21 protein-coding genes are annotated in these 21,119 nt (G+C 69.2%); 15 read left to right on the forward strand and 6 right to left on the reverse strand.

The genetic code is table 11. From position 1 onward, the window contains the following. Positions 1 to 14: 14 nt before the first annotated feature. The 4 genes from AC1VNX_RS02435 to AC1VNX_RS02450 all read left to right on the forward strand — a co-directional run bounded on the left by AC1VNX_RS02435 (position 15) and on the right by AC1VNX_RS02450 (position 4,641). On the forward strand, positions 15 to 926 hold the full coding sequence (locus AC1VNX_RS02435; protein ID WP_483155319.1) for an alpha/beta hydrolase: 912 nt from the start codon (positions 15 to 17) through the stop codon (positions 924 to 926). A 64-nt stretch (positions 927 to 990) separates the two neighbouring features. Continuing rightward, positions 991 to 2,055, forward strand: coding sequence for a class II fructose-bisphosphate aldolase (gene fba / locus AC1VNX_RS02440; protein ID WP_483155320.1), 1,065 nt, complete (start codon positions 991 to 993; stop codon positions 2,053 to 2,055). A gap of 97 nt (positions 2,056 to 2,152) precedes the next feature. Then, positions 2,153 to 3,058, forward strand: coding sequence for a phosphoribosylaminoimidazolesuccinocarboxamide synthase (locus AC1VNX_RS02445; protein WP_483155321.1), 906 nt, complete (start codon positions 2,153 to 2,155; stop codon positions 3,056 to 3,058). Positions 3,059 to 3,168: 110 nt separating this feature from the next. After that, the gene (locus tag AC1VNX_RS02450) at positions 3,169 to 4,641 is read left to right on the forward strand and encodes a hypothetical protein (protein ID WP_483155322.1); all 1,473 of its coding nucleotides are present in this window, start codon (positions 3,169 to 3,171) and stop codon (positions 4,639 to 4,641) included. A gap of 9 nt (positions 4,642 to 4,650) precedes the next feature. Here AC1VNX_RS02450 and AC1VNX_RS02455 read toward each other — a convergent pair whose 3' ends face one another. Together AC1VNX_RS02455 and AC1VNX_RS02460 are read right to left on the reverse strand one after the other, a co-directional pair. Then, complete coding sequence (locus AC1VNX_RS02455; protein WP_483155323.1) at positions 4,651 to 5,100, reverse strand: META domain-containing protein; 450 nt, start codon at positions 5,098 to 5,100, stop codon at positions 4,651 to 4,653. Between the two features lie 155 nt (positions 5,101 to 5,255). After that, positions 5,256 to 6,176, reverse strand: coding sequence for a tetratricopeptide repeat protein (locus AC1VNX_RS02460; RefSeq protein ID WP_483155324.1), 921 nt, complete (start codon positions 6,174 to 6,176; stop codon positions 5,256 to 5,258). 36 nt (positions 6,177 to 6,212) lie between these two features. On the opposite strand from AC1VNX_RS02460, the gene purE reads away from it, so the two are divergent. From purE to AC1VNX_RS02475, 3 genes are read left to right on the forward strand one after another with little or no spacing between them, the layout of a single operon-like run. Beyond that, on the forward strand, positions 6,213 to 6,764 hold the full coding sequence (purE, locus tag AC1VNX_RS02465; RefSeq protein ID WP_093196053.1) for a 5-(carboxyamino)imidazole ribonucleotide mutase: 552 nt from the start codon (positions 6,213 to 6,215) through the stop codon (positions 6,762 to 6,764). Beyond that, complete coding sequence (locus tag AC1VNX_RS02470) at positions 6,761 to 7,981, forward strand: 5-(carboxyamino)imidazole ribonucleotide synthase (RefSeq protein WP_483155325.1); 1,221 nt, start codon at positions 6,761 to 6,763, stop codon at positions 7,979 to 7,981. The genes purE and AC1VNX_RS02470 overlap by 4 nt, the downstream gene beginning before the upstream one ends. Next, positions 7,978 to 8,979 (forward strand): L-threonylcarbamoyladenylate synthase, encoded by a 1,002-nt coding sequence (locus tag AC1VNX_RS02475; protein ID WP_483155326.1) that lies wholly within the window; start codon positions 7,978 to 7,980, stop codon positions 8,977 to 8,979. The genes AC1VNX_RS02470 and AC1VNX_RS02475 overlap by 4 nt, the downstream gene beginning before the upstream one ends. Before the next feature lie 115 nt (positions 8,980 to 9,094). Here AC1VNX_RS02475 and AC1VNX_RS02480 read toward each other — a convergent pair whose 3' ends face one another. The 3 genes from AC1VNX_RS02480 to AC1VNX_RS02490 all read right to left on the reverse strand — a co-directional run bounded on the left by AC1VNX_RS02480 (position 9,095) and on the right by AC1VNX_RS02490 (position 12,870). After that, positions 9,095 to 10,696 carry an alpha/beta hydrolase family protein gene (locus tag AC1VNX_RS02480; RefSeq protein ID WP_483155327.1) on the reverse strand — a complete coding sequence of 534 codons (1,602 nt, stop codon included), beginning with the start codon at positions 10,694 to 10,696 and terminating at the stop codon, positions 9,095 to 9,097. A 148-nt stretch (positions 10,697 to 10,844) separates the two neighbouring features. After that, complete coding sequence (dacB, locus tag AC1VNX_RS02485; protein ID WP_483155328.1) at positions 10,845 to 12,275, reverse strand: D-alanyl-D-alanine carboxypeptidase/D-alanyl-D-alanine endopeptidase; 1,431 nt, start codon at positions 12,273 to 12,275, stop codon at positions 10,845 to 10,847. Positions 12,276 to 12,282: 7 nt separating this feature from the next. Continuing rightward, on the reverse strand, positions 12,283 to 12,870 hold the full coding sequence (locus tag AC1VNX_RS02490; RefSeq protein ID WP_483155329.1) for a GDP-mannose pyrophosphatase: 588 nt from the start codon (positions 12,868 to 12,870) through the stop codon (positions 12,283 to 12,285). Between the two features lie 79 nt (positions 12,871 to 12,949). Between AC1VNX_RS02490 and AC1VNX_RS02495 the strand changes: the two genes are divergently transcribed. Genes AC1VNX_RS02495 through pyrF form a run of 5 tightly spaced genes read left to right on the forward strand, consistent with a single transcriptional unit; the run spans position 12,950 to position 16,731 of the window. Beyond that, positions 12,950 to 13,774: a DeoR/GlpR family DNA-binding transcription regulator gene (locus tag AC1VNX_RS02495; protein WP_483155330.1), complete on the forward strand. Its 825-nt coding sequence runs from the start codon at positions 12,950 to 12,952 to the stop codon at positions 13,772 to 13,774. An 8-nt stretch (positions 13,775 to 13,782) separates the two neighbouring features. Beyond that, entirely contained in the window at positions 13,783 to 14,499 is a 717-nt protein-coding gene (tsaB, locus tag AC1VNX_RS02500) for a tRNA (adenosine(37)-N6)-threonylcarbamoyltransferase complex dimerization subunit type 1 TsaB (protein ID WP_483155331.1), read from the forward strand. Between the two features lie 14 nt (positions 14,500 to 14,513). Then, complete coding sequence (rimI, locus tag AC1VNX_RS02505; protein WP_483155332.1) at positions 14,514 to 15,056, forward strand: ribosomal protein S18-alanine N-acetyltransferase; 543 nt, start codon at positions 14,514 to 14,516, stop codon at positions 15,054 to 15,056. Next, a complete protein-coding gene (locus AC1VNX_RS02510) occupies positions 15,053 to 15,862 on the forward strand; it encodes a uracil-DNA glycosylase family protein (protein WP_483155333.1) in 810 nt (269 codons plus the stop codon). Before rimI ends, AC1VNX_RS02510 begins: the two co-directional genes overlap by 4 nt. A gap of 44 nt (positions 15,863 to 15,906) precedes the next feature. Continuing rightward, on the forward strand, positions 15,907 to 16,731 hold the full coding sequence (pyrF, locus tag AC1VNX_RS02515) for an orotidine-5'-phosphate decarboxylase (protein ID WP_483155334.1): 825 nt from the start codon (positions 15,907 to 15,909) through the stop codon (positions 16,729 to 16,731). Between the two features lie 3 nt (positions 16,732 to 16,734). Here pyrF and AC1VNX_RS02520 read toward each other — a convergent pair whose 3' ends face one another. Then, entirely contained in the window at positions 16,735 to 17,469 is a 735-nt protein-coding gene (locus AC1VNX_RS02520; protein WP_125950470.1) for a helix-turn-helix domain-containing protein, read from the reverse strand. Between the two features lie 145 nt (positions 17,470 to 17,614). Here AC1VNX_RS02520 and AC1VNX_RS02525 point away from each other — a divergent pair, with 145 nt between their 5' ends. From AC1VNX_RS02525 to AC1VNX_RS02535, 3 genes are all read left to right on the forward strand, one after another. Next, complete coding sequence (locus AC1VNX_RS02525) at positions 17,615 to 18,469, forward strand: hypothetical protein (protein ID WP_483155335.1); 855 nt, start codon at positions 17,615 to 17,617, stop codon at positions 18,467 to 18,469. A gap of 14 nt (positions 18,470 to 18,483) precedes the next feature. Next, a complete protein-coding gene (locus AC1VNX_RS02530) occupies positions 18,484 to 20,448 on the forward strand; it encodes an MFS transporter (RefSeq protein WP_483155336.1) in 1,965 nt (654 codons plus the stop codon). A 126-nt stretch (positions 20,449 to 20,574) separates the two neighbouring features. Further along, on the forward strand, positions 20,575 to 21,099 hold the full coding sequence (locus AC1VNX_RS02535) for a YiaA/YiaB family inner membrane protein (RefSeq protein WP_483155337.1): 525 nt from the start codon (positions 20,575 to 20,577) through the stop codon (positions 21,097 to 21,099). The last annotated feature ends 20 nt before the right edge of the window (positions 21,100 to 21,119 follow it).

The following is a 21,119-nucleotide window of genomic DNA, read 5'->3' on the forward strand; positions in this document are numbered from 1 at the left end:
TGCGTACTGTGGCGATGACCTTGCGCTACTTCGCCTCCACCTCCGCCGCTCTCGTCGCACTCGCCGCTGCCGCCGTTCTTTCGGCCTGTTCGCCGGTCAAGGTGCTCAACGGCCTGGTGCCTACCGACACTTACCGGTTCGAGGGCGGCATTGCCTACGGGCAGGAACCGCGCCAGCTGCTCGACGTTTACCAGCCGCTGCCATCCACCCCGCCGGCCCCGGGTGCGCGGCCGCTGGTGGTGTTCTTCTACGGCGGTACCTGGTCCAGCGGCGACCGCGCCAGCTACCGCTTCGTTGGCGAGGCGCTGGCCGCGCGCGGCGCCGTGGTGGTGCTGCCCGACTACCGGCTGTCGCCCGGCTTCACCTACCCGACGTTCGTGCGCGACAGCGCGCTGGCCGTGAAATGGGCGCTCGACAACGCCGCGAGGCTGGGCGCCGACCCGTCGCGCGTGTTCGTCATGGGCCACAGCTCCGGCGGCTACAACGCCGCGATGGTGGCGCTCGACGGGCGCTGGCTCGGCGAACTGGGAGCCAGCCCGAAGCAGCTCGCGGGCTGGATCGGCCTGGCCGGCCCCTACGACTTCCTGCCCATCGGCGATCCGCAGGCACAGGCCGCCTTCAACTGGCCGGACACGCCGCGCGACTCGCAGCCGCTGGCGCACGTCACTGCGGCCGCGCCGCGCGCGCTGCTCATGGCCGCCTCCAAGGACAACCTGGTCTACCCCGAGCGCAACACCGGCCAGATGGCTGCGGCGCTGCGCGCGGCGGGCGTGCCGGTACAAGTCCGGATGTATGACAACCTGAGCCACGTGACGCTGATCGGCGCCTTCGCCAGACCGATCCAGTGGCTCGGTGGACCGGTGCTGCCGCCTGTCATGGATTTCCTCGGGCTGGCGTCGGTCCTGTCCCACAAGGGGGCTCGGTAGAATTAGGGCAGTTTTTCTCGTCTTTCCGTCTTCTTCTTTTCCTAATTCCCGCGAGGTATTTCCCATGGCACTCGTCTCGATGCGCGAACTGCTCGACCATGCCGCAGCCAATGGCTACGGCATTCCGGCCTTCAACGTCAACAACCTCGAACAGGTCCAGGCCGTCATGGAGGCCGCCAAGGAAACCGGCGCGCCCGTCATCCTGCAGGCCAGTGCAGGCGCCCGCAAATACGCCGGCGAAGCCTTCATCAAGCACCTGATCCAGGCCGCCATCGAGCAGTACCCGAACATCCCGCTGGTCATGCACCAGGACCACGGCCAGAGCCCGGCCATCTGCCAGGGCGCCATCGACCTCGGCTTCTCCTCCGTCATGATGGACGGCTCGCTGCACGAAGACGGCAAGACGCCCGCTTCCTTCGACTACAACGTCGACGTGACCCGCAAGGTGGTTCAGCTGGCGCACAAGGTCGGCGTGACCGTCGAAGGCGAGCTGGGCTGCCTGGGCTCGCTCGAGACCGGCATGGCCGGCGAGGAAGACGGCATCGGCGCCGAAGGCGTGCTCGACCACTCCGCGCTGCTGACCGACCCCGAGGAAGCCGCCCAGTTCGTCAAGGCCACGCAGCTCGACGCGCTGGCCATCGCCATCGGCACCAGCCACGGCGCCTACAAGTTCACCCGCAAGCCCACCGGCGACATCCTGTCGATCCAGCGTGTCAAGGAAATCCACGCCCGCCTGCCCAACACCCACCTGGTGATGCACGGCTCGTCGTCGGTGCCTCAGGACCTGCTCGAAATCATCCGCAAGCACGGCGGCAACATGAAGGAAACCTACGGCGTGCCCGTCGAGGAAATCCAGGAAGCCATCAAGTACGGCGTGCGCAAGATCAACATCGACACCGACATCCGCCTGGCCATGACCGGCGCGGTGCGCAAGTTCCTGTTCGAGAACCCCGAGAAGTTCGACGCCCGCGAATGGCTCAAGCCCGCGCGCGAGGCCGCCAAGCAGATCTGCAAGCAGCGCTACATCGAGTTCGGCTGCGAAGGCCAGGGCGCCAAGATCAAGGGCGACAGCCTGCAGGTGGTCGCCGCCAAGTACGCCAAGGGCGAGCTGGCGCAGGAAGTGATCTGATCACGCTCCCTTGAGCCGACGGCCACCGTTCGCGGTGGCTTTTTTCTGCGCGCACAATCCGAACTCCGCCATCCCGTTTCATCGCACCAGCAGCCCCATGACCACCGTCCACACCTCCTCCATCCAGAGCCTGCCCCTTCTTGCGCGCGGCAAGGTGCGCGACAACTACGCCGTCGGCGAAGACCGCATCCTGATGGTCGCGAGCGACCGCCTGAGCGCCTTCGACGTGATCATGGGCGAGCCCATCCCGGGCAAGGGCGAGATCCTCACGAAGATGGCCTTGTGGTGGTTCGACCGCCTCGGCCAGATCTGCCCCAACCACCTGACCGGCGAGGCGCCCGAGAGCGTGGTCACCGAGGCCGAGGTGCCGCAGGTCGCCGGCCGCTCGATGCTGGTCAAGCGCCTGAAGCCGATCCCGGTCGAGGCCGTGGTGCGCGGCTACCTGGCCGGCAGCGGCTGGAAGGAATACCAGGAATCGCGCGCGGTCTGCGGCGTGCCTCTGCCCGAGGGCCTGACCAACGCGAGCAAGCTGCCGCGCCCCATCTTCACGCCCGCCGCCAAGGCCGCGGCCGGCGAGCACGACGAGAACATCAGCTACGAGCGCGTGGTCGAGATCGTCGGCCCCAAGCTGGCCCAGCAGATCCGCGACACCAGCATCGCCATCTACGAGACCGCCGCGCAGATCGCCCTGACCAAGGGAATGATCATTGCCGACACCAAGTTCGAGTTCGGCCTCGACGAGAACGGCACGCTGGTGCTGATGGACGAAGTGCTCACCCCCGACAGCTCGCGCTACTGGCCGGTCGAGGGCTACCAGGCCGCGCTGGCCGCCGGCGCCAACCCGCCGAGCTACGACAAGCAGTTCGTGCGCGACTGGCTCGAAGGCACCAAGATCAACGGCAAGCCCTGGGACAAGACGCCCCCGGCGCCGCGCCTGCCGGCCGAGGTCATCGAGAAGACGGCCGCCAAGTACCGCGAGGCGCTGGAGCGGCTCACGGGCTGACCGACTGACCGGGTAGACCATCCCGGGCGCCTTGTCGCCACGGGAACAGGGGATGTCCGAACATCCCCGCCCCGCCATCATGTGCGTCCAGAACATGAGGGGTGGGGAAGATGGAAACCAGAAGAGGCGTTCGTGGCTGGCAGCGCTGCATGGCGGCGGCGCTCGTCCTGGCCATCGCGGGCTGCAGCAGCATCGATCCGTACCAGCGCAGCAAGCGCGCCGACGTGCCGATCAACCAGCTCGATTACGAGGAAGTCACTCTCGCCAACGCCAGGCCCCTAGCCGGGAATCTGCAGGGCGCGTTGGGTGCCCTCAAAGACCAGCGCCGTGAGTGGTTCGATTCGCTGTCGGCGCAGGCGCGCGTTCGCACGATGACGCAACTCGGCTTGCTGGGCGTGACAGCCGCCGCGCTGTATGGGGGCCTGAAATCCGGCGTCACCAGCGATCGAGAGAAGACCCGGCTCGCCATGGCCGGCGCGGTCGGCTTCACCGCCTATTCGGCCAGCAACTGGTTCGTCAATCCCAATCAGGAGAAGGCCTACGTCGAAGGCGTTCTCGGACTGACCTGCGCCATGCTGACGATTGAGCCACTGCGGCTGGAGGTCGAGAGCTTCGACAGGATGTGGGCCGAGCAATACCGCCTGACGCAGGCCATCAACAGGCTCGACGCGGAGTTGCTCCGGGCTCAGGCTGTCTTGCGCTATGCCCGTGACAGCGAACTGCCGCAGGCCCATGTGCGCCGCGAGGCGGCTTCGGCCTTGTGGCGAGCGCGCAAGACCCTGGCCTCCAGCGAGCAGCTTTATTCCCAGCTCGGGAACAGCGGCGTCATCCTGATGCGGGAGGGCGATCTGGTCTTTGCCCGCGTGGCTGCACATATCAACGCGGCCAACAAGACGGTATCCAGCCCTGATGAGTTGGTCACGCAAGCCACAGGAATCATCGGCAAGTTCCGGGCGGTCAAGATTGATGCGGCCAACGAAAGTGACAAGGAGCGATCCGAAGCGGGCAAATCTCCAGCCGGCGGAGCGGATGGAGCGCGCAAGACCGGCGATGTTTCGGCGCAGGGGCGCAAGACACAGCGGGCGCTGGAAGGCAAGCTTGAAAAGGCCAGAGCAATGAGCAAGGCGGATGTCGACACGTGCAGGACCGCTGGTCGCAGCAGTTGCGATCTCTTGAGCGTCGATGATGTCGCGCTTACCTTGGCCAGTCTCACGGCGGAGGTTTATGCCGCTCGCCGTCCGTTGAGTAATCGACTGCTCGTCTTCGGTGACGCGCGCAAGGCGGCGGCAAAAAATCCTGGCTGTGTCGCTGGCGGCAGTGCCATGACTGTGTCACCAGCCGAGGATGCCAAGGTCAAGCCGGGCGAGAGTTACCAGATCGCCGTGAACGGCACTACCAAGCCGCCGATGGCGTCGGTCAAGGGACTGGCAACTCTGGAGGTTCTTGTCTCCGGTCCGAACCAGTACACGGTGCGCGTCATGGTGAAAGCCGACGCCAAGGGCACGATAGACGTCAGCATCTCCGACCAAGGGATGACCACCGAAGAGATCCAGTTGGCGGTCGATGCGTCCGCGGCCAAGTAGCCGCAGCCCTCAGCGCCCCCCGCCGCTGCTCAGAAGCGCCGCCGTCCGCCCGCTCGCATCCAGCAGCGCCAGACGGTTCGGCCCCGCCAGCCGGTAGCTCGTGGTGTTCTGCAGCGCCGAGATGAATTGCGCCTCGTTGGCGCCGCGCGTCGGGTCGGTGCAGGCCATGCGGGTCGAGGCCATCTGGCCGATCTTCAGGCTGCCGCCGGCGCGCGTGAAGGTGCCCGAGATGCGGTTGCAGCCGCCCGAGCCGCTCACGCGTCCGCTGCTGCGGTCGAACTGCACCTGTGCGCCGCTGCCCGGCGCGACCGGCTCATCGCCCAGTTGCACGAGCTGCCAGGCCGGGCCCTCGATCGGCTCGTCGAGGCTGATGCCGCTGCCGCAACCGGCCAGCGTGGCCAGCAGCGCCGTGGCGGCAAGGGCGGGGAAAAGCGCGGTGCGGCGGGCGAAGGAGCGCATGGCCAGTGTTCCTTTTTCGATCTGCAACAAGTTGAATCGGGCGTGATCGTATGCGACGGCGCCTGGCTCGCCAATGCCGGCCCCTTGCTTCGCCATCTGCGTGCGGGCCATGAAAAAAGCGGCCTGGAGGCCGCTTTCTGGGGGAGCGATGGGAGTCAGCTCAGCACCACGCTGCTGAGGCGGCGCCGGTAGGTGGCCACCACCGGGTCGTCCGGCGGGATCTGCCCGTCGGCCACCTTCACCTTCGGCGGCTCGATGATGTCGAGGATGGCGATGTAGGTCTTGCGGGCGAGGTCCTCGCTCCAGGTCTTGTCGCGCATCAGGATGTCGAGCAGCTCGTCCATCGCGTCGGTCCAGCGCTGGGCGGCCATCAGCAGGCGGGCGCGGCCGAAGCGGGCGTCGAAGTCGCGCTTGTTGGCGGCGATCCTGGCGTCGAAATCGGCGATGGCCGGCGCGGCGCCGGCGGGCGGTGCTGCGAAATCGATAGCGTCCATCCAGCGCTGCAGCGCGTCGAAGCGGCGCACCACCGAGGTCTTGGCGATCACCGGGGAGAAGGCGACCTTGGCGTCGTCCACGCGGCCTTCCTGCAGCAGCAGCTTCACGTAGTCGAAGCGGGCGTCGTCGTTGGCCGGGTCGGTGGCCACCGCGTGCTGCAGCCTTTCGAGCGCGCCCTCGGTGTCGCCATCGGCCAGCGCCTCCTGGGCGGCGGCTTCCTGCGAGGCGGCCTCGGCCTCGTCGGCGCCAGGCACGTGCTTGTCGAGGAATTCCCGGATTTTCTCGGCCGGAATGGCGCCGACGAAGCCGTCCACCGGCTGGCCGTCCTTGAACATCACGCAGAAGGGGATGCTGCGCACGCCGAACATCTCGGACAGCTGCGACGAAATCTGCGGCACCTTGTCGGCGTCGAGCTTGGCCAGCGTGAAGCGTCCGCCGTACTCGACCTCGAGCTTTTCGAGCACCGGGCCCAGCTGCTTGCAGGGGCCGCACCATTCGGCCCAGATGTCCAGCAGCACCGGCGCGGCGACAGAGGCTTCGATCAGTTCGGCCTGGAAATTTTCGAGAGTGATGTCGATCATCGGAACCAACTGAGGGTGAAACGTAAAATTGAAACCATGAACGAAACCATTCAGGTCGGTGTAGTGATGGGCTCCAACTCCGATTGGGAGACGATGCGCAACGCGGTCGAGATTCTCCAGCAATTCGGAATCGGGCACGAAGCCAGGGTGGTCTCGGCCCACCGGATGCCCGATACGCTCTTCGAATACGCGGAAAGCGCCGCCGGGCGCGGGCTTGCCGCAATCATCGCCGGCGCGGGCGGCGCAGCCCACCTACCGGGCATGCTGGCCTCCAAGACCACGGTGCCGGTGCTCGGCGTGCCGGTGGCCAGCCGGCACCTGCAGGGCGTCGACTCGCTCTACAGCATCGTGCAGATGCCCAAGGGCGTGCCGGTCGCCACCTTCGCCATCGGCAATGCGGGCGCGGCCAACGCGGCGCTGTTCGCGGTGTCGATGCTGGCGGTGAACAACCCCGCGCTGCGCGCGAAGCTCGACGCCTTCCGCGCCGCGCAGACCGCCGCCGCCGAGGCCATGACCCTGCCCCCGGCCCCCGCCGGCGAGGCGCCCCCCGTGTCTCCTTTCTCGCCGCAAGGCGGAGGTGCCCTGTGAGCAGCAAGAACGGCGACCTGCCCATCCTCCCGGGCGCCACGCTCGGCGTGCTCGGCGGCGGACAGCTGGGGCGCATGTTCGCCCACGCCGCCCAGCGCATGGGCTACTTCACGGCGGTGCTCGACCCCGACACCGACAGCCCCGCCGGCCGCGTGAGCCATCACCACATCCATACCGACTACGACGACATCGACGGCCTCGCCCGCCTCGCCGGCCTGGCCGACGCGGTGACCACCGAGTTCGAGAACGTGCCCGCGCCCTCGCTGGAGCATCTCGCGGTGGCGCGTCCGGTGTCGCCGGCCGCCCCCGCCATCGCCATCGCGCAGGACCGCATCGCCGAGAAGGCCCACTTCACCCGCTGCGGCGTGCCCTGCGCGCCCTACGCCGTCATCGAGACCGCCGCGCAGCTCGCCGCCGTCGAAGACAACCTGCTGCCCGGCATCCTCAAGACCGCGCGCCTGGGCTACGACGGCAAGGGCCAGCAGCGCGTGAAGACGCGCGCGGAGCTGGTCGATGCCTGGCAGGCCACGGGCTGCGTGCCCTGCGTGCTCGAGAAGATGCTGCCGCTCGAATTCGAGTGCTCGGTCATCCTCGCGCGCGGACGCGACGGGCAGATCGTGCACTTCCCCCCGCAGCGCAACCTGCACCGCGACGGCATCCTGGCCGTGACCGAGGTGCATCCGCAGAACATGCCCAAGACGGTGGCGCAGGGCGCCATCAACTCGGCCAAGAGCATCGCCAACGGCCTGGGCTACGTGGGCGTGCTGTGCGTGGAGTTCTTCGCGCTGGCCGACGGCTCGCTGGTGGTCAACGAGATGGCGCCGCGCCCGCACAACAGCGGCCACTACACCATGGAAGCCTGCGACGTGTCGCAGTTCGAGCTGCAGGTGCGCACCCTCGCCGGCCTGCCGCTGGCCGCGCCGCGCCAGCACAGCCCCGCGATCATGCTCAACCTGCTGGGCGACCTGTGGTTCCCTGCCGCCACCGACAACAAGGCTGACGGCAAGGCCGACAAGCCGGTCGCGCCGCGCTGGAGCGAAGTGCTCGCCCTGCCCGGCGCGCACCTGCATCTCTACGGAAAGATCGAGCCCCGCCGCGGCCGCAAGATGGGCCACCTCACGCTGACCGGCGCCACGCTGGAGGCGGTGCGCGCCACGGCCTCGCAGGCCGCGCTGCTGCTGGGCCTGCCGCCGGTGACCACCGCCGACATCGCATGATCCTCGACGGCCGTTCTCCCGAAGCCATTGCCGAGGCCGCGCGCGTGCTGCGCGCTGGCGGGCTGGTGGCCTTCCCGACCGAGACCGTCTACGGCCTGGGTGCCGACGCGAGCAGCGATATCGCGGTGGCCGGCATCTTCGAGGCCAAGGGCCGACCGTCCGACCATCCGCTGATCGTCCATGTGGCGGCCGGCGTCAAGGGCACCGAGTCGCTCTCGCGCTTCGCGCAGCCGCTGCCGTCCTTCGCGCAGAAGCTGGTGCAGGCCTTCTGGCCCGGTCCGCTCACGCTGATCGTCACGCGCCAGCCCGGCGTGGGCGCGGCGGCCGCCGGAGGGCAGGACACCATCGGCCTGCGCTGCCCCTCGCATCCCGTGGCGCAGGCGCTGCTCGAAGCCTGTGCCGAGCAGGGCGTGCCCGGCCTCGCGGGGCCCAGCGCCAACCGCTTCGGCCGCGTCAGCCCGACCACCGCGCAGCACGTGCACGACGAGTTCGGCGACGAGCTGCTGGTGATCGACGGCGGCGCTTGCGACGTGGGCATCGAGTCGACCATCGTCGACTGCAGCCGCGGTGCGCCCGTGCTGCTGCGCCCCGGCCTCATCACGCGCGCGCAGATCGAGGCCGCCTGCGGCGAGAAGCTCGCCGACCGGGAGGTGCTCGAAACGCCCGACCCGCGCGCCTCGGGCACGCTCGAAGCCCACTACGCGCCAAACGCCAAGGTGCGGCTGATGGACGCCAAGTCGATCCAGACCGGCCTCGACGTGCTCGGCGCGAATGCCGCGCACATCGCCGTGTGGTCGCGCACCGCGGTGCGCAGCCGCTCGCAGCGCGTGCTGCTGCGGCGCATGCCCGACGACGCGGCGGCCAGCGCGCAGCTGCTGTTCGCGGTGCTGCGCGAGTTCGACGCGCAGGGCGTGAAGCTGATCTGGGTGGAGACGCCACCCGATACGCATGAGTGGGAAGGCGTGAAAGACCGCCTCCAGAGAGCGTCGGCGGCCTGAACCTGGCTAACCCCCAGGCTTGCCCACTTCGTGTGGCCGCCCACCCCCTTGCAGGGGGTAACACCAGCGGCCCGGCAAAGCCGGTTCCGCGGTGTTCCTGGAATGGGCTCTTCGTTCAGCCGCCTGCCGCCAGCACGCCCTGGAAGAAGCCTCGCGCCGAGGCCAGGCAGAACGGGGGCGCCAGCGTGCCGTGATACGCGAGCGTGACGGCCTGCGCCTTGTCCGACGCGCTGCCCGAGGTGTTCTGCGCCAGCAGGGCCTTGGCCTGCGCGAAGCCGGCGCGGGCGGTGGAGTAGGCGTCGATGGCTGCAGAGTCCTCCAGGTCCACCACGGAGAGCAGGCTGGAGGGCATGCCCTTGGCGCGGAAGTAGCCCGAGGTGGCGCGGGTGCTCACGAAGTTCACCGTCGGGTCGTTGGCGCCGCCGCACATCAGCATCGGCCGGGTCGGCACCCAGTTGCGCAGGTCGTTGGCGACCGCCGCCTTGCGGAAGCCCGTGGCGGGCTTGCAGTCCAGCGGCGAGGTGGTGCTCAACGACGCGGCCGTGGCCGGCAGCGCGTTGCCGGGGCAGGGTGTGGACTGGATGTCGCCCGCCGCCTGCGTCAGGAAGCTCTGCTTGATGAGGTTGTTGGCGCCGTAGAAGATCGACAGCTCCGGACTCACCGGCCCCGGCGTGGCGTTCGCCGGGAACAGCGCGAGCTGCGGCAGCTTGCCGCTGCTGAAGAGCGTGCCGGGCGAGGCGCTGGGCAGCAGCGTGTCGATGCCGCTGGCGTACTGCGCTTCGTACACGTCGCCGGTGGAGCTGTAGACATTGCCGAACTGCTGCTGCCAGCTGGTCGACAGCAGCGGCACGAACAGCGTGGAGCCCAGCGCCGGCCAGCCCAGGTAGGTGTAGTCGGACAGCAGGCTGATGGCCGAGGGCGCCGACAGCGGCGCCGACGCCGTCACCGCCTTGCCCGTGGCCTGCATCTCGCGGTGCGCCGCCATCGCCACGTAGCCGCCCTGCGAATAGCCGGTGATGAAGAGCGAGCCGGCGTCGTTCGCGCCGATGCCCGAGAAGGTCTTGCGCGCCGCCGTGAGCGCGTCGACCATGTCCTTGCCCTGCTGGTCGCCGTCGAGGTACGGGTGGTAGGGCAGCGTCGACTTGTCGTAGCCCGCGTAGTTGGGCGCCACCACGATGTACCCCTGCGCCGCGAACATGGCGGCGACCATCAGGCCCTCGCCGGCGGCGGCCTGGGTGCTGTCGGTCCACTTGGCGAGGTTGTAGGCCTTGGCGGCGGTGGTGCCGTGGGCATAGAGCACCACCGGCCGCTGGCCGCTGCAGGCCACGTCGGAGCCGGTGGGCACCATGATCGCGGCGGTGGCGTTGGTGGCTTCGTTCTTGCCGCCGATGGTGCGGTATTCGAGATAGCGCAGGTCCACGCCGCACTTGGGCGTGCCCGCCACCTGCAGCAGCGCCTTGCCCTGGTCGCTGGCCTGCAGGCTGGCGGTGAACTGGCTGGCCGTCAGCGAGGCTGTCTTCTCGGGCGGGTCGGTGACCACCGAGCCCCGGCCGGTGTCGGCCGCCGGCGGGGGAACGCCCACGCCAATGCCGATGCCTCCTCCGCCTCCACCCCCGCCGCAGGCGGCGAGCAGCAGCAATGTCGCGGCGCTTGCGACTGCCGTCGAGGCGGCCGCCTTGCGCAGGGGTCTGGAGGGCTGGAAGTAAGGCTGGTTCAAGGTATGTCTCCTGCGCTGATGCGCCTGTATGGAATCGAACGACCGTCCGATTCTGTGCAGCGGCCATGCCGCACGCAAGCGGGCGTTTGCCCGCAGAAGACTTCAGTACACAGCGCTGCACGGCCGGCAGGCGGCCTTCCGTCGGACCTCAGTTGTCCTGCGAGGCCCAGTCGACCAGCGCGTCGAAGGCCGCGCGCGCGGCGCCTGCGTTCTCGCCATTGGCGATGGCTACCAGCACATAGCGCCGCCCGCTCGCGCCGTCCACGTAGCCGGCCACGCCCGAGGCGTCGCGCAGCGTGCCCGTCTTCAGGTGCGCCGAGCCGCCGGAACGCAGCGTGCGCTTCTTCAGCGTGCCGTCCACGCCCATGGCCGGCAGCGAGGACATCAGCTCCGGCATCACCGGCGAGCGCCACGCCACCTGCAGCATCTTTCCGAGCGCGGCTGCGCTGATGCGCTCGTCGCGCGACAGGCCCGAGCCGTTCTCGAACACCGGCTGCGCCTCGCCGGTGCCGATGCGCTCGCGCCACCACTGGCCCATGGCCGCGCGCGAGGCCTCGAAGGTGCCGCGGTTCTTCTGCGCGAGGCCGATCGTGAGGAACAGCTGCTGCGCCATCACGTTGTTGCTGTACTTGTTGATGTCGCGGATCACCTCGGCCAGCGGCGGCGACTCGAACTCGAAGGCCGGCTTCAGCCCCGCGGGCACGCGCCCCTCGCGCATCTGCCCGCCGACGCGCCCGCCCATCTCGGCCCACATGCCGCCGATGGCGCGCATGGCGTAGGTGCGCGGGTCGCCGTAGGCCACGGCCCAGCTCTTCTCGCCGCAGCCGCTGGGAAAGCCGCCGTTGAAGCGGATGCGGTTCACGTCCGTGAAGTCGGCGCGCAGCGTGCCGCGCCAGTCGCCGCATTCGCCGGGCAACACCGCCACGGTCTGCGGCATCGCCACGCTGGCCAGCGGGGGCTCGTAGCTCACCCGCGCGATCTGGCCGGCGCGGTCGGGCGCGAAGGTCATGTTGACCGACTTGAAGTTCACCAGCAGCGCATCGGGCGAGGCGTTGTAGGGCCGCAGCGGCTCGCCGTCGAAGGCCGAGGGGTCACCCTCCACCGTGGTCTCGAAGGCGCTGCGGTCGAGAACGATGTCGCCGCTCACCGTGGTGATGCCCAGCCCCTGCACGTGGCGCAGCAGCAGCCACACCCGCTCCAGCACCAGCTTCGGATCGCCCTGGCCCTTGATGTAGAGGTTGCCGTTGAGCACGCCGTTGTTCACCGTGCCGTCCACGTAGACCGGCGTGGTCCAGCTGTAGGCCGCACCCAGCAGGTCGAGCGCGGCGTAGGTGGTGACCAGCTTCATGATCGACGCCGGGTTCACCGGCGCCTGCGTGCGCCACGCCAGGCGCGGCTGGCGCGTGCCGTCGGCCTCGGCGACCAGCATGGTCACCGACTCTCGCGGCACCTTGGCGCGGGCGAGGGCGGCGTCGACCTGGGTGGGGAGGGCTTGGAAAGCTTGCTGGGCGAACGCGCCGGCCGGGGCCAGCGTTGCGAGGGTCAGTGCGCAGGCCGCGCGGCGAAAGGCAGAAGGCATCCGCCCATTATCCCGGCGGGAAAACATGCAGCTTCGCGTGATACAGCAGCATCACCGTCTTGGCGTCGGCGATGCGGCCGTCGGCCACCATGGCCAGCGCCTCGTCGATGCCGGTTTCCAGCACCTCGATGTCCTCGCCTTCCTCGGCCAGCCCGCCGCCTTCGCCGACGCGCATCGAGGCCTCGTAGGGCGCGACGAAGAAATGCAGCTTCTCGGTGACCGAGCCGGGGCTCATGAAGCATTCGAAGACCTTGCGCACCTCGCCCAGCCGGTAGCCGAGTTCTTCCTCGACCTCCGCGCGGATGCGCTCCTCGGGCGCCGCGTCGTCGAGCAGCCCGGCAGCCGCCTCGATCAGCAGGTCGTCATGCCCGTTGACGAAGGCCGGGTAGCGGAACTGGCGCGTGAGCAGCACGGTGTGCCGCTCGAGGTCGTAGGGCAGCAGCGTGGCGCCGTTGCCGCGGTCGTAGGTTTCGCGGTGCATGCGCTGCCACTGGCCGTCGTTGCGGCGCCAGTCGAAGGCGGTGGTGCGCAGGGTGTACCAGTTGTCGGAAAGCAGGGTGACTTCGTGCACCCGGACGCGGTCTTGAAGAGTCATGGCGCCGAGCATATGTGCATGTTCGTGCAATAACAAGAAAAATCGTGCAAAAGACGGCGCCAGCCGATACCATCGGCCGATGCTCACCAGCCAGCGCAAGCAACACATCCTCTCGGTCCTGCGGCGCGACGGCAATGTCGTCGCCAAGTCGCTCAGCGAAGAACTCGGCCTGTCGGAAGACACCATCCGCCGCGACCTGCGCGAGCTCGCGGGCGAGGGCCTGCTGCAGCGGGTGCATGGCGGCGCGCTGCCGCTGGCGGCGGCCGAGGCCGACTTCGCGGGCCGCCAGCAGCTCGCGCCCGACGAGAAAGTGGCCATCGGCCGCGCCGCCGCGCGACTGGTGAAGCCGGGGCAGGTGGTTTTCATCGACGGCGGCACCACCGCCGTGCAGCTCGCGCGCCACCTGCCGCTGAACCTGCAGGCCACGGTGGTCACGCACAGCCCGCCGGTGGCGATGGAGCTGGCCTCGCACGCGGGCATCGAGGTGGTGCTGATAGGCGGGCGCCTCTTCAGGCATTCGATCGTGGCGGTGGGCTCGGCGGCCATGGCGGCCATTGCGCGCGTCCACGCCGACACCTACTTCATGGGCGTCACCGGCGTGCATGCCGAGGCCGGGCTGACCACGGGCGACCTGGAGGAAGCCGAGATCAAGCGCGCGCTGATGGCCTCTGCGGCCGAGACGGTGGTGATGGCCTCGTCGGAAAAGATTGGCGCGGCGTCGGCCTGGGTGGTCAATCCGGTGGCGTCGGCCAGCACCTTGCTGGTCTCGCCGCAGGCGCCGGCCGGGGCGCTGGCGTCGCTGCGCCGCACGGGGCTGGCGATCCTGCGCAGCGACAACGCGGAGCTTCCGCAGGACGGTGCCGATATCGCAGGCCGGGCTTCGGGATTGCCCGGCCCTCGATAATCGGGCGGATGTCTTCCGTTTCGCCCAAGCTGCTCGCCTTCGACACCAGCACCGAACACCTGTCCGTGGCCGTGCTGCATGGCGACAGGCTGCTGGCGCACGACGGCGCCGGCGGCGCGCAGGCCTCCAGCACCCTTCTTCCGCTGATCCGGCAACTGCTGGGCGAAGCCGGGCTCGCGCTGGCCGAACTCGACGCCATCGCCTTCGGACGCGGCCCGGGCTCCTTCACCGGACTGCGCACCGCCTGCTCGGTGGCCCAGGGCCTGGCCTTCGGCGCCAAGGTGCCGCTGCTGCCGGTCGACACCCTGCTCGCCGTGGCCGAGGAAGCGCGCCATGCCTTCGGCGCGCAGCAGGTGGTCGCGGTGCTGGATGCGCGCATGGAACAGGTCTACGCCGCGCGCTACGATTTCGCGGCGCACGGCCCGCTCGGCCAGCCCGAAGGCGGCGAGGAGCCGCTGCTGCTGGCCCCCGAGGAGCTCGAAGTGCCCGCCGGCTGGGCGCTCGCCGGCAATGCCTTCGCCGCCTACGGCCCCCGCCTGGCCCCGGCCGCCGCCCGCCACGAGGCGCTGCCGATGGCCGCCGCCATGCTGCGGCTGGCGCCCGCGCTGCTCGCGGCCGGGCGCACCGTGCCGGCGGCGCAGGCCTGGCCGCTGTACGTTCGCGATAAAGTGGCGCAAACCACCGAAGAGCGCGCCGCCATCAAGGCGGCCGCAGCAGCACGCTAGCCAGCCAACCCCGCATGAGCGCCGTCCTCCAGCCTGTCGAAGCCCGCCTCGAACCGCTCACTGTCGAGCGGATCGATGCCGTCTGCGCGGTCGAGCAGACGGCCTACAGCCACCCCTGGACGCGCGCCAACTTCACCGATTCCATGGCCGTGGGCTACCACTGCCAGTGCCTGCTGGCTCCCGGCGCGGCGCCTGGCGTGAATTCGCCGGTCACGCAGCTGGGGGAGACGCTGATCGGCTACTTCGTCGCCATGAAGGGCGTCGACGAGGTGCACCTGCTGAACATCACCGTGGCGCCTGCCTTCCAGCGCCAGGGCTGGGCGCCGCTCATGCTCGAGGCGTTGGGCGGCTGGTCGCGCGCCGAGGGGGCGCAGTGGCTCTGGCTCGAAGTGCGCCAGAGCAACCAGCGCGCGCTCGACATCTACCTGCGCCAGGGCTTCCGCAGCGTCGGCGTGCGCAAGGGCTACTACCCGGCGCACGACGGCAAGCGCGAGGACGCGGTCGTCATGAGCCTGCGCCTGAACGAAAGCCCCACCGCCTGGGGAGGCCTGCGATGAACGCTGCAGTACAGACATTGAGGCTGGACGCCCGCCAGCGCGCCATGCTCGACGAGATGGGCGTGAAAGTCTGGTGGCCGGTGCCGGAGACTGCCGAAGCGGTCGAAGTGGCCCCTGCGCCCGAAGCCGCCACGCCGGTCGAAGAGGAAATCACCGTCGTCGACGAGCGCCAGGAAGCCGAAATGCCGGTGGCCGCGCCGCCGCCCGTGGCGCGGCCTGCCGTGGCGCCCGCACCGGTTCCTCGGCCGGCAGCCGCGCCGGTCGCCCAGGGTGCTGCCGTTCTGGTCGAGGCACCCTGCCGCCTCTATGTCGATGGTGCCGATGCCGGCGCAGCCGATGCCACGCAGGGCGGCTGGCTTGTCGTCGCCGACATGCCGCCCGAGGCCGACGGCCGCCACGGCGACCCCTTCGCGGGCGACGCCGGACGCCTGCTCGACAACATGCTGCGCGCCCTGAAGCTGCACGACGGCCGCACGCCGGTGCACCTCATGCGCACCCACCGCGGCGTGGCCGCCGGCCAGCCCGGCAGCCCGCGCGCCATGGACGAAGTCTTCGGCGAGCACGCGGCGGCAATCGCCCCGCGCGTCGTGCTGGCCATGGGCCCGCTGGCGGCCCAGAGCCTGATGCGCAGCGGCGACCCGCTGGGCAAGCTGCGCGGGCGCGTCGTGCCGCTGGCTTCCGTCGATGGTGCCTCGGTGGTCGCCACCTACCATCCGGCCTATTTGCTGCGCAACCCGGCGGACAAGGCCCGTGCCTGGGCCGACCTCTGCCTGGCCGCCGAACAGCACTCGCCGGCGTCGAGCTGAGCCATGAACCTGGCCTCGAGGCGGGCCAACTAAAATCCCGGCCCATGACTTTCCTCGACAAGCTGGCCGCCGCACAGCAAAAAAACGGTTCTTTGCTTTGCGTGGGGCTCGATCCGGAGCCCGCCAGATTCCCGGGCCAGTTCAAGGGCGACGCCAGCCGCATCTATGACTTCTGCGCCCGCATCGTCGACGCGACGGCCGACCTCGTCATCGCCTTCAAGCCGCAGATCGCCTACTTCGCCGCCCATCGCGCCGAAGCCCAGCTCGAGAAGCTGATGGAGCACATGCGCCGCAACACGCCCGGCGTGCCGGTGATCCTCGATGCCAAGCGCGGCGACATCGGCTCCACCGCCGAGCAGTACGCCCTCGAAGCCTTCGAGCGCTACGGCGCCGACGCGGTGACGCTCTCGCCCTTCATGGGTTTCGATTCGGTGGCGCCCTACCTCAAGCACGAGGGCAAGGGCGCCTTCCTGCTGTGCCGCACCAGCAACCCCGGCGGTTCCGACCTGCAGGGCCAGCGGCTGGCGGACGTGGAGGGGCAGCCCTTCCTGTACGAGCACGTCGCCAGGCTGGCGCAGGGCCCGTGGAACCTCAACGGCCAGCTCGGGCTGGTGGTGGGCGCGACCTACCCGGCGGAAATCGAGCGTGTGCGCGAACTCGCGCCGACCGTGCCGCTGCTGATTCCGGGCGTCGGCGCCCAGGGCGGCGACGCGGTCGCCACGGTGCGCGCCGGCTGGCGCGCCGATGCGCCGATCGTCGTGAACTCGTCGCGCGCCATCATCTACGCGTCGTCGGGCGATGACTTCGCCGATGCCGCGAAGAGCGCCGCGCGCACGATGCGCGACACGCTCGAAGCCGCCAAGCCCTGAGGCTCAGGCGCGACGGAGCCTTGTAAAGGCTTCGAACTCCCAGTTCCGCATCCCCAGCAGCAGCGTGTAGCCCTCGCGGTCCTTGGCGGCCAGCTTCTGGTCGGTCTGGTGCTGCTGCGCGAAGTCCTGCGCCACGCGCTGCAGGCGCTCCAGGAAGGCCGGCGCGAGCGAGCGGCTGATCTGGCCGTGCACCAGCAGCAGGCCCTCGGCCGGGCCGTCGAAGCCGCCCTTGTAGTAGTCGAGCACCACGTTCTCGCGGAAGAACTCCATCACCGGGCCGTGCGGGCGCCAGCGGAAGGTCTTGGCGAGCTTCAGGCGATACCGGTTGAGCGGGCGCAGCTCGATGATGCCGATGCGGTCCAGCTGGGCCAGGAAGCCGATGCACTCGGCCTCGCTCACGCGGTAGGCGGCCACGATCTGCTCCAGCGTCCACTGGCTCAGCACGCTGATGGCCACCAGCAGCAGTTTCTTGTCCTTGACCACCGCCTTTTCCTGCTCGTGCGTCAGCTCCTTCAGCAGCGGCTGGGCGTCGGCCACGCGGCGCGCCAGCTCGGCGAAATCGATCTTCAGCGCCCGGCAGATGGCGTCCACGCGGGACAGCGGCATGTCGCTCTTGGCCAGCATCCGCTTGACGCTGGATTCGGCCATGTCGAGCGACCGCGCCAGGTCGGCGTAGGTCATGCGCGCGCTTTTGAGTTCGTTCTTGAGGGCCTGGACGAGATCGACAGTGGTGCTCATGGGCCGGAAGCGTACACGGGCGCCGGCAGGTATCAACTGGAGATACCGCCAGGTGTGAATTAATGCCTCGTATCGATTCTCGATGCCTCTGGAGGGGTATGGACCCTAAATTCCGCCCCAATTCAGACCACCACCGAGGACCGCCATGCTTCTGCCCTCTCTAAGCCGCCGCGAACGCGGGCTGCTTTTCGCCTTTTTGCTGCTCGCCCTGATCGGCTTCTTCGGCCCCGAGCTGCCGGCCGCCGATGTCGCCATCGCCTCGGTGTTCGCCGACAACCGCGCCTGGCACGGGCTGCCCAACGCGATGGACGTGCTGAGCAACATCCCCTTCGTGGTGATCGGCCTGTGGGGCCTGTACCGGCTCAACCGCATCGACCGCTCGCACCAGGAGGCGCTGTCGCAGTTCCCGCTGGCCCCGCCCGCCAGCGACCCGCCGGACAACACGCTGGACTGCGCCTGGCTGTTCTTCGCCGGCCTGATCGCCACCGCCGCCGGCTCCGCCTTCTTCCACCTCCTGCCCGACGGCCCGAGGCTGGCGGCCGACCGCGCCGGCATGGCGGTGGCCTTCGCCGGGCTGATCGGGGTGGCGGTGTGCGAACGGGTGAGCCAGCGCGCCGGCTGGCCCGCCGCCTGGTTCGTGCTCACGGCCGGGCTGCTCTCGGCCGAGGTGTTCCAGGAGACCGGCAACGTCATGCCCTGGGCGCTGGTGCAGTTCGGCGGCATGGCGCTGGTGGTGACGCTGGCGCTGGCCTCGCCGATGCGCAAGTCGGTGGGGCTGAAGCTGGGCTGGGTCATCTTCTTCTACGTGCTGGCCAAGGGCTTCGAGCTGGCCGACCACCAGATCTACGAGTTCACGCAGCAGACGGTGTCGGGCCACACGCTCAAGCACCTGACGGCCTCGCTCGCCGGGCTGCCCGTGGTGATCGCGCTGCGCAAGCTGGAGATGCGCTGGGAAGCCGCGCTGCGGCACAATCCGGGCGCCGCCGCCGTGGCCGCATGAGGAGCACTCTTCGAATGACAAATCCCGCCGCCGCAGCAGAAGCAGCCACGCCCGTGGCTCACGAGGAGAACGCCCACGCCAACCAGTTCGCGCTCCTCGGGCAGCGGCGCTTCGCGCCCTTCTTCTGGACCCAGTTCGCGGGTGCCGCGAACGACAACCTCTTCAAGTTCGCCTTCACCGTCATGGTGACCTACCAGCTCCAGCTGAGCTGGATGCCGCCTTCCATGGCGGGCCTGGTGATCGGCGCGCTGTTCATCCTGCCTTTTTTGCTGTTCTCGGCCACCTCCGGGCAGCTCACCGACAAGTTCGACAAGACGAAGATGATCCGCTTCGTCAAGAACCTCGAGATCGCGATCATGCTGATCGCCGCTTGGGGCTTCGTCACGGCCAACGCGGTGGTGCTGCTGGGCTGCGTGTTCCTCATGGGGCTGCACTCCACGCTGTTCGGGCCGGTCAAGTTCGCCTACCTGCCGCAGGTGCTCGACGCGCGCGAGCTCACGGGCGGCAACGGCATGGTCGAGATGGGCACCTTCGTCGCCATCCTGCTGGGGCAGGTGGCAGGCGGGCTGCTGGTGGCCCTGCCGAACGTCGGCCACACGAGCGTGGCCGTGGGCTGCGTGCTGCTGGCGCTGGTGGGCCGGGGCGTGGCGCAGGCCATTCCGAGGGCGCCGGCCACCGACCCGGGGCTGGTCATCAACTGGAACCCGATCAGCGAGACCTGGCGCAACCTCAAGCTCGCGAACCAGAACGTGGTGGTGTTCCGCTCGCTGCTGGGCATTTCGTGGATGTGGTTCTTCGGCGCGGTGTTCCTGAGCCAGTTCCCGAGCTTCGCCAAGGAAGTGCTGCACGGCGACGAGCAGGTCGCCTCGCTGCTGCTGGTGGTGTTCTCGGTGGGCATCGGCGTCGGCTCGCTGCTGTGCGAGACGCTCAGCCGCCGGCAGGTGGAGATCGGCCTGGTGCCGCTGGGCGCCATCGGCATGAGCGTGTTCGCGATCGACCTGTACTTCGCCTCGCGCGGCCTCGCGCCCGCCACGCACGACATGGGCATCGGCGCCTTCGTGCACCAGGCCGCGCACTGGCGCGTGATGGCCGATCTGGCGCTGCTGTCGCTCTTCGCGGGGCTCTACAGCGTGCCGATGTACGCGCTGATCCAGCTGCGCAGCCAGCCCACGCACCGCGCGCGAATCATCGCGGCCAACAACATCCTCAATGCGCTGTTCATGATCGGCAGCTCGGTCATCGCGGGCGCGCTGCTGGGCGCGGGCTTCACCATTCCGCAGATCTTTCTGTTCACCGGCATCGCCAACGCGGTGGTGGCGTTCTACATCTTCATGCTGGTGCCCGAGTATTTGCTGCGCTTCGTGGCCTGGGTGCTGTCGCGCTTCGTCTACCGCTTCGGCATCAAGGGCGAGACGCACATTCCCACCGAGGGCGCGGCCGTGCTGGTGTGCAACCACGTGAGCTTCATCGACGCGGTGCTGCTGATGGCGGCGAGCCCGCGGCCGATCCGCTTCATCATGGACCACCGCATCTTCAAGGTGCCGGTGCTGGGCTGGCTGTTCAAGCTGGCCAAGGCGATTCCCATCGCGCCGCAGAAGGAAGACCCGGCAGCGTACGAAGCGGCCTTTGCCAAGGCGCTGGGCGTGCTGCGCGAGGGTGACCTGCTTGCCATCTTCCCGGAGGGTGCGATCACGCGCGACGGCACGCTGCAGCCCTTCAAGGGCGGCGTGATGAAGATCGTGGAGAGCGCGCGCGCCGAAGGCCTGGAGCCGCCCGTGATCCCGATGGCGCTGACCAACCTCTGGGGCTCGTACTTCAGCCGCATCGAGCTGCGCGGCGGCGAGCAGGTGGCCATGGCCAAGCCCTTCCGCCGCGGTTTCTTCAGCCGCGTGGGACTGAACGTCGGCGCCCCGGTGCCGCCGGCCGAGGTGCAGCCCGACGCGCTGCGCCAGCGCGTGAGCGCCCTGCTGGCCTCCTGAGGTCCCCGAAAAGTATCGCTTGCGGATACCGGTGGCGCTGGAAACCGCCACTGGTGCAAGCATTCAAGCCTCGCGGTGCGGGAGCGAACCATCATTCGCTCACCTTCACTACGCCGCGAGGCACACATGCAACCCCTCTCATCGACCACGACCGTCTTCATCCAGCGCGACACGCGGGCCTGGCAGTTCCAAGCCTGGGCTTCGTTCGCGATCGCCGTCTTCCTGTGCGCCACCGGCCTGAGCTGGCTGCCGGGCGAGGCGCTGGACCGGGCGTTCATGGTGATGGGCTACGTGTTCTGCCTGAGCACCGCCTTCATGCTGTCCAAGTTCGTGCGCGACAGCCAGCAGGCCGCCGAGCGCGGCTCTGAGTCGGCACGCGACGTGCCGATGTGGAAGCTGGTCGTCTGGGGCAGCTTCTTCACTGCGATGGGCCTGACCGGCTGGGGCCTCGTGCGCATGGAGATCAACGAGGCCTACAAGGCCTTCCTGGGCGTGAGCTGGCTCTTCCTCATCAGCTCGGCCTTCACGCTGGCCAAGACGCTGCGCGACCGCCACGAGGCCGACCTGGCCGAAGCCCGCATTCAGGGCCGCCGCATGGCGCGCGCCGAAGCCGCCGCCGCTGCTGCAACTGCAGCTGCCGCCGCCGAGTAACCCGTGTTCCACCAACGAAA

It is taken from the genome of Variovorax sp. TLI9-5A (genome assembly GCF_056867935.1).

Coding starts and splice junctions, on each gene's coding strand:
- AC1VNX_RS02435 (WP_483155319.1), top strand. CDS start 15: ATGACCTTGCGCTACTTCGCCTCCACCTCCGCCGCTCTCGTCGCACTC.
- fba (WP_483155320.1), top strand. CDS start 991: ATGGCACTCGTCTCGATGCGCGAACTGCTCGACCATGCCGCAGCCAAT.
- AC1VNX_RS02445 (WP_483155321.1), top strand. CDS start 2,153: ATGACCACCGTCCACACCTCCTCCATCCAGAGCCTGCCCCTTCTTGCG.
- AC1VNX_RS02450 (WP_483155322.1), top strand. CDS start 3,169: ATGGAAACCAGAAGAGGCGTTCGTGGCTGGCAGCGCTGCATGGCGGCG.
- AC1VNX_RS02455 (WP_483155323.1), bottom strand. CDS start 5,100: ATGCGCTCCTTCGCCCGCCGCACCGCGCTTTTCCCCGCCCTTGCCGCC.
- AC1VNX_RS02460 (WP_483155324.1), bottom strand. CDS start 6,176: ATGATCGACATCACTCTCGAAAATTTCCAGGCCGAACTGATCGAAGCC.
- purE (WP_093196053.1), top strand. CDS start 6,213: ATGAACGAAACCATTCAGGTCGGTGTAGTGATGGGCTCCAACTCCGAT.
- AC1VNX_RS02475 (WP_483155326.1), top strand. CDS start 7,978: ATGATCCTCGACGGCCGTTCTCCCGAAGCCATTGCCGAGGCCGCGCGC.
- dacB (WP_483155328.1), bottom strand. CDS start 12,275: ATGCCTTCTGCCTTTCGCCGCGCGGCCTGCGCACTGACCCTCGCAACG.
- AC1VNX_RS02490 (WP_483155329.1), bottom strand. CDS start 12,870: ATGACTCTTCAAGACCGCGTCCGGGTGCACGAAGTCACCCTGCTTTCC.
- AC1VNX_RS02495 (WP_483155330.1), top strand. CDS start 12,950: ATGCTCACCAGCCAGCGCAAGCAACACATCCTCTCGGTCCTGCGGCGC.
- tsaB (WP_483155331.1), top strand. CDS start 13,783: ATGTCTTCCGTTTCGCCCAAGCTGCTCGCCTTCGACACCAGCACCGAA.
- rimI (WP_483155332.1), top strand. CDS start 14,514: ATGAGCGCCGTCCTCCAGCCTGTCGAAGCCCGCCTCGAACCGCTCACT.
- AC1VNX_RS02510 (WP_483155333.1), top strand. CDS start 15,053: ATGAACGCTGCAGTACAGACATTGAGGCTGGACGCCCGCCAGCGCGCC.
- pyrF (WP_483155334.1), top strand. CDS start 15,907: ATGACTTTCCTCGACAAGCTGGCCGCCGCACAGCAAAAAAACGGTTCT.
- AC1VNX_RS02520 (WP_125950470.1), bottom strand. CDS start 17,469: ATGAGCACCACTGTCGATCTCGTCCAGGCCCTCAAGAACGAACTCAAA.
- AC1VNX_RS02525 (WP_483155335.1), top strand. CDS start 17,615: ATGCTTCTGCCCTCTCTAAGCCGCCGCGAACGCGGGCTGCTTTTCGCC.
- AC1VNX_RS02530 (WP_483155336.1), top strand. CDS start 18,484: ATGACAAATCCCGCCGCCGCAGCAGAAGCAGCCACGCCCGTGGCTCAC.
- AC1VNX_RS02535 (WP_483155337.1), top strand. CDS start 20,575: ATGCAACCCCTCTCATCGACCACGACCGTCTTCATCCAGCGCGACACG.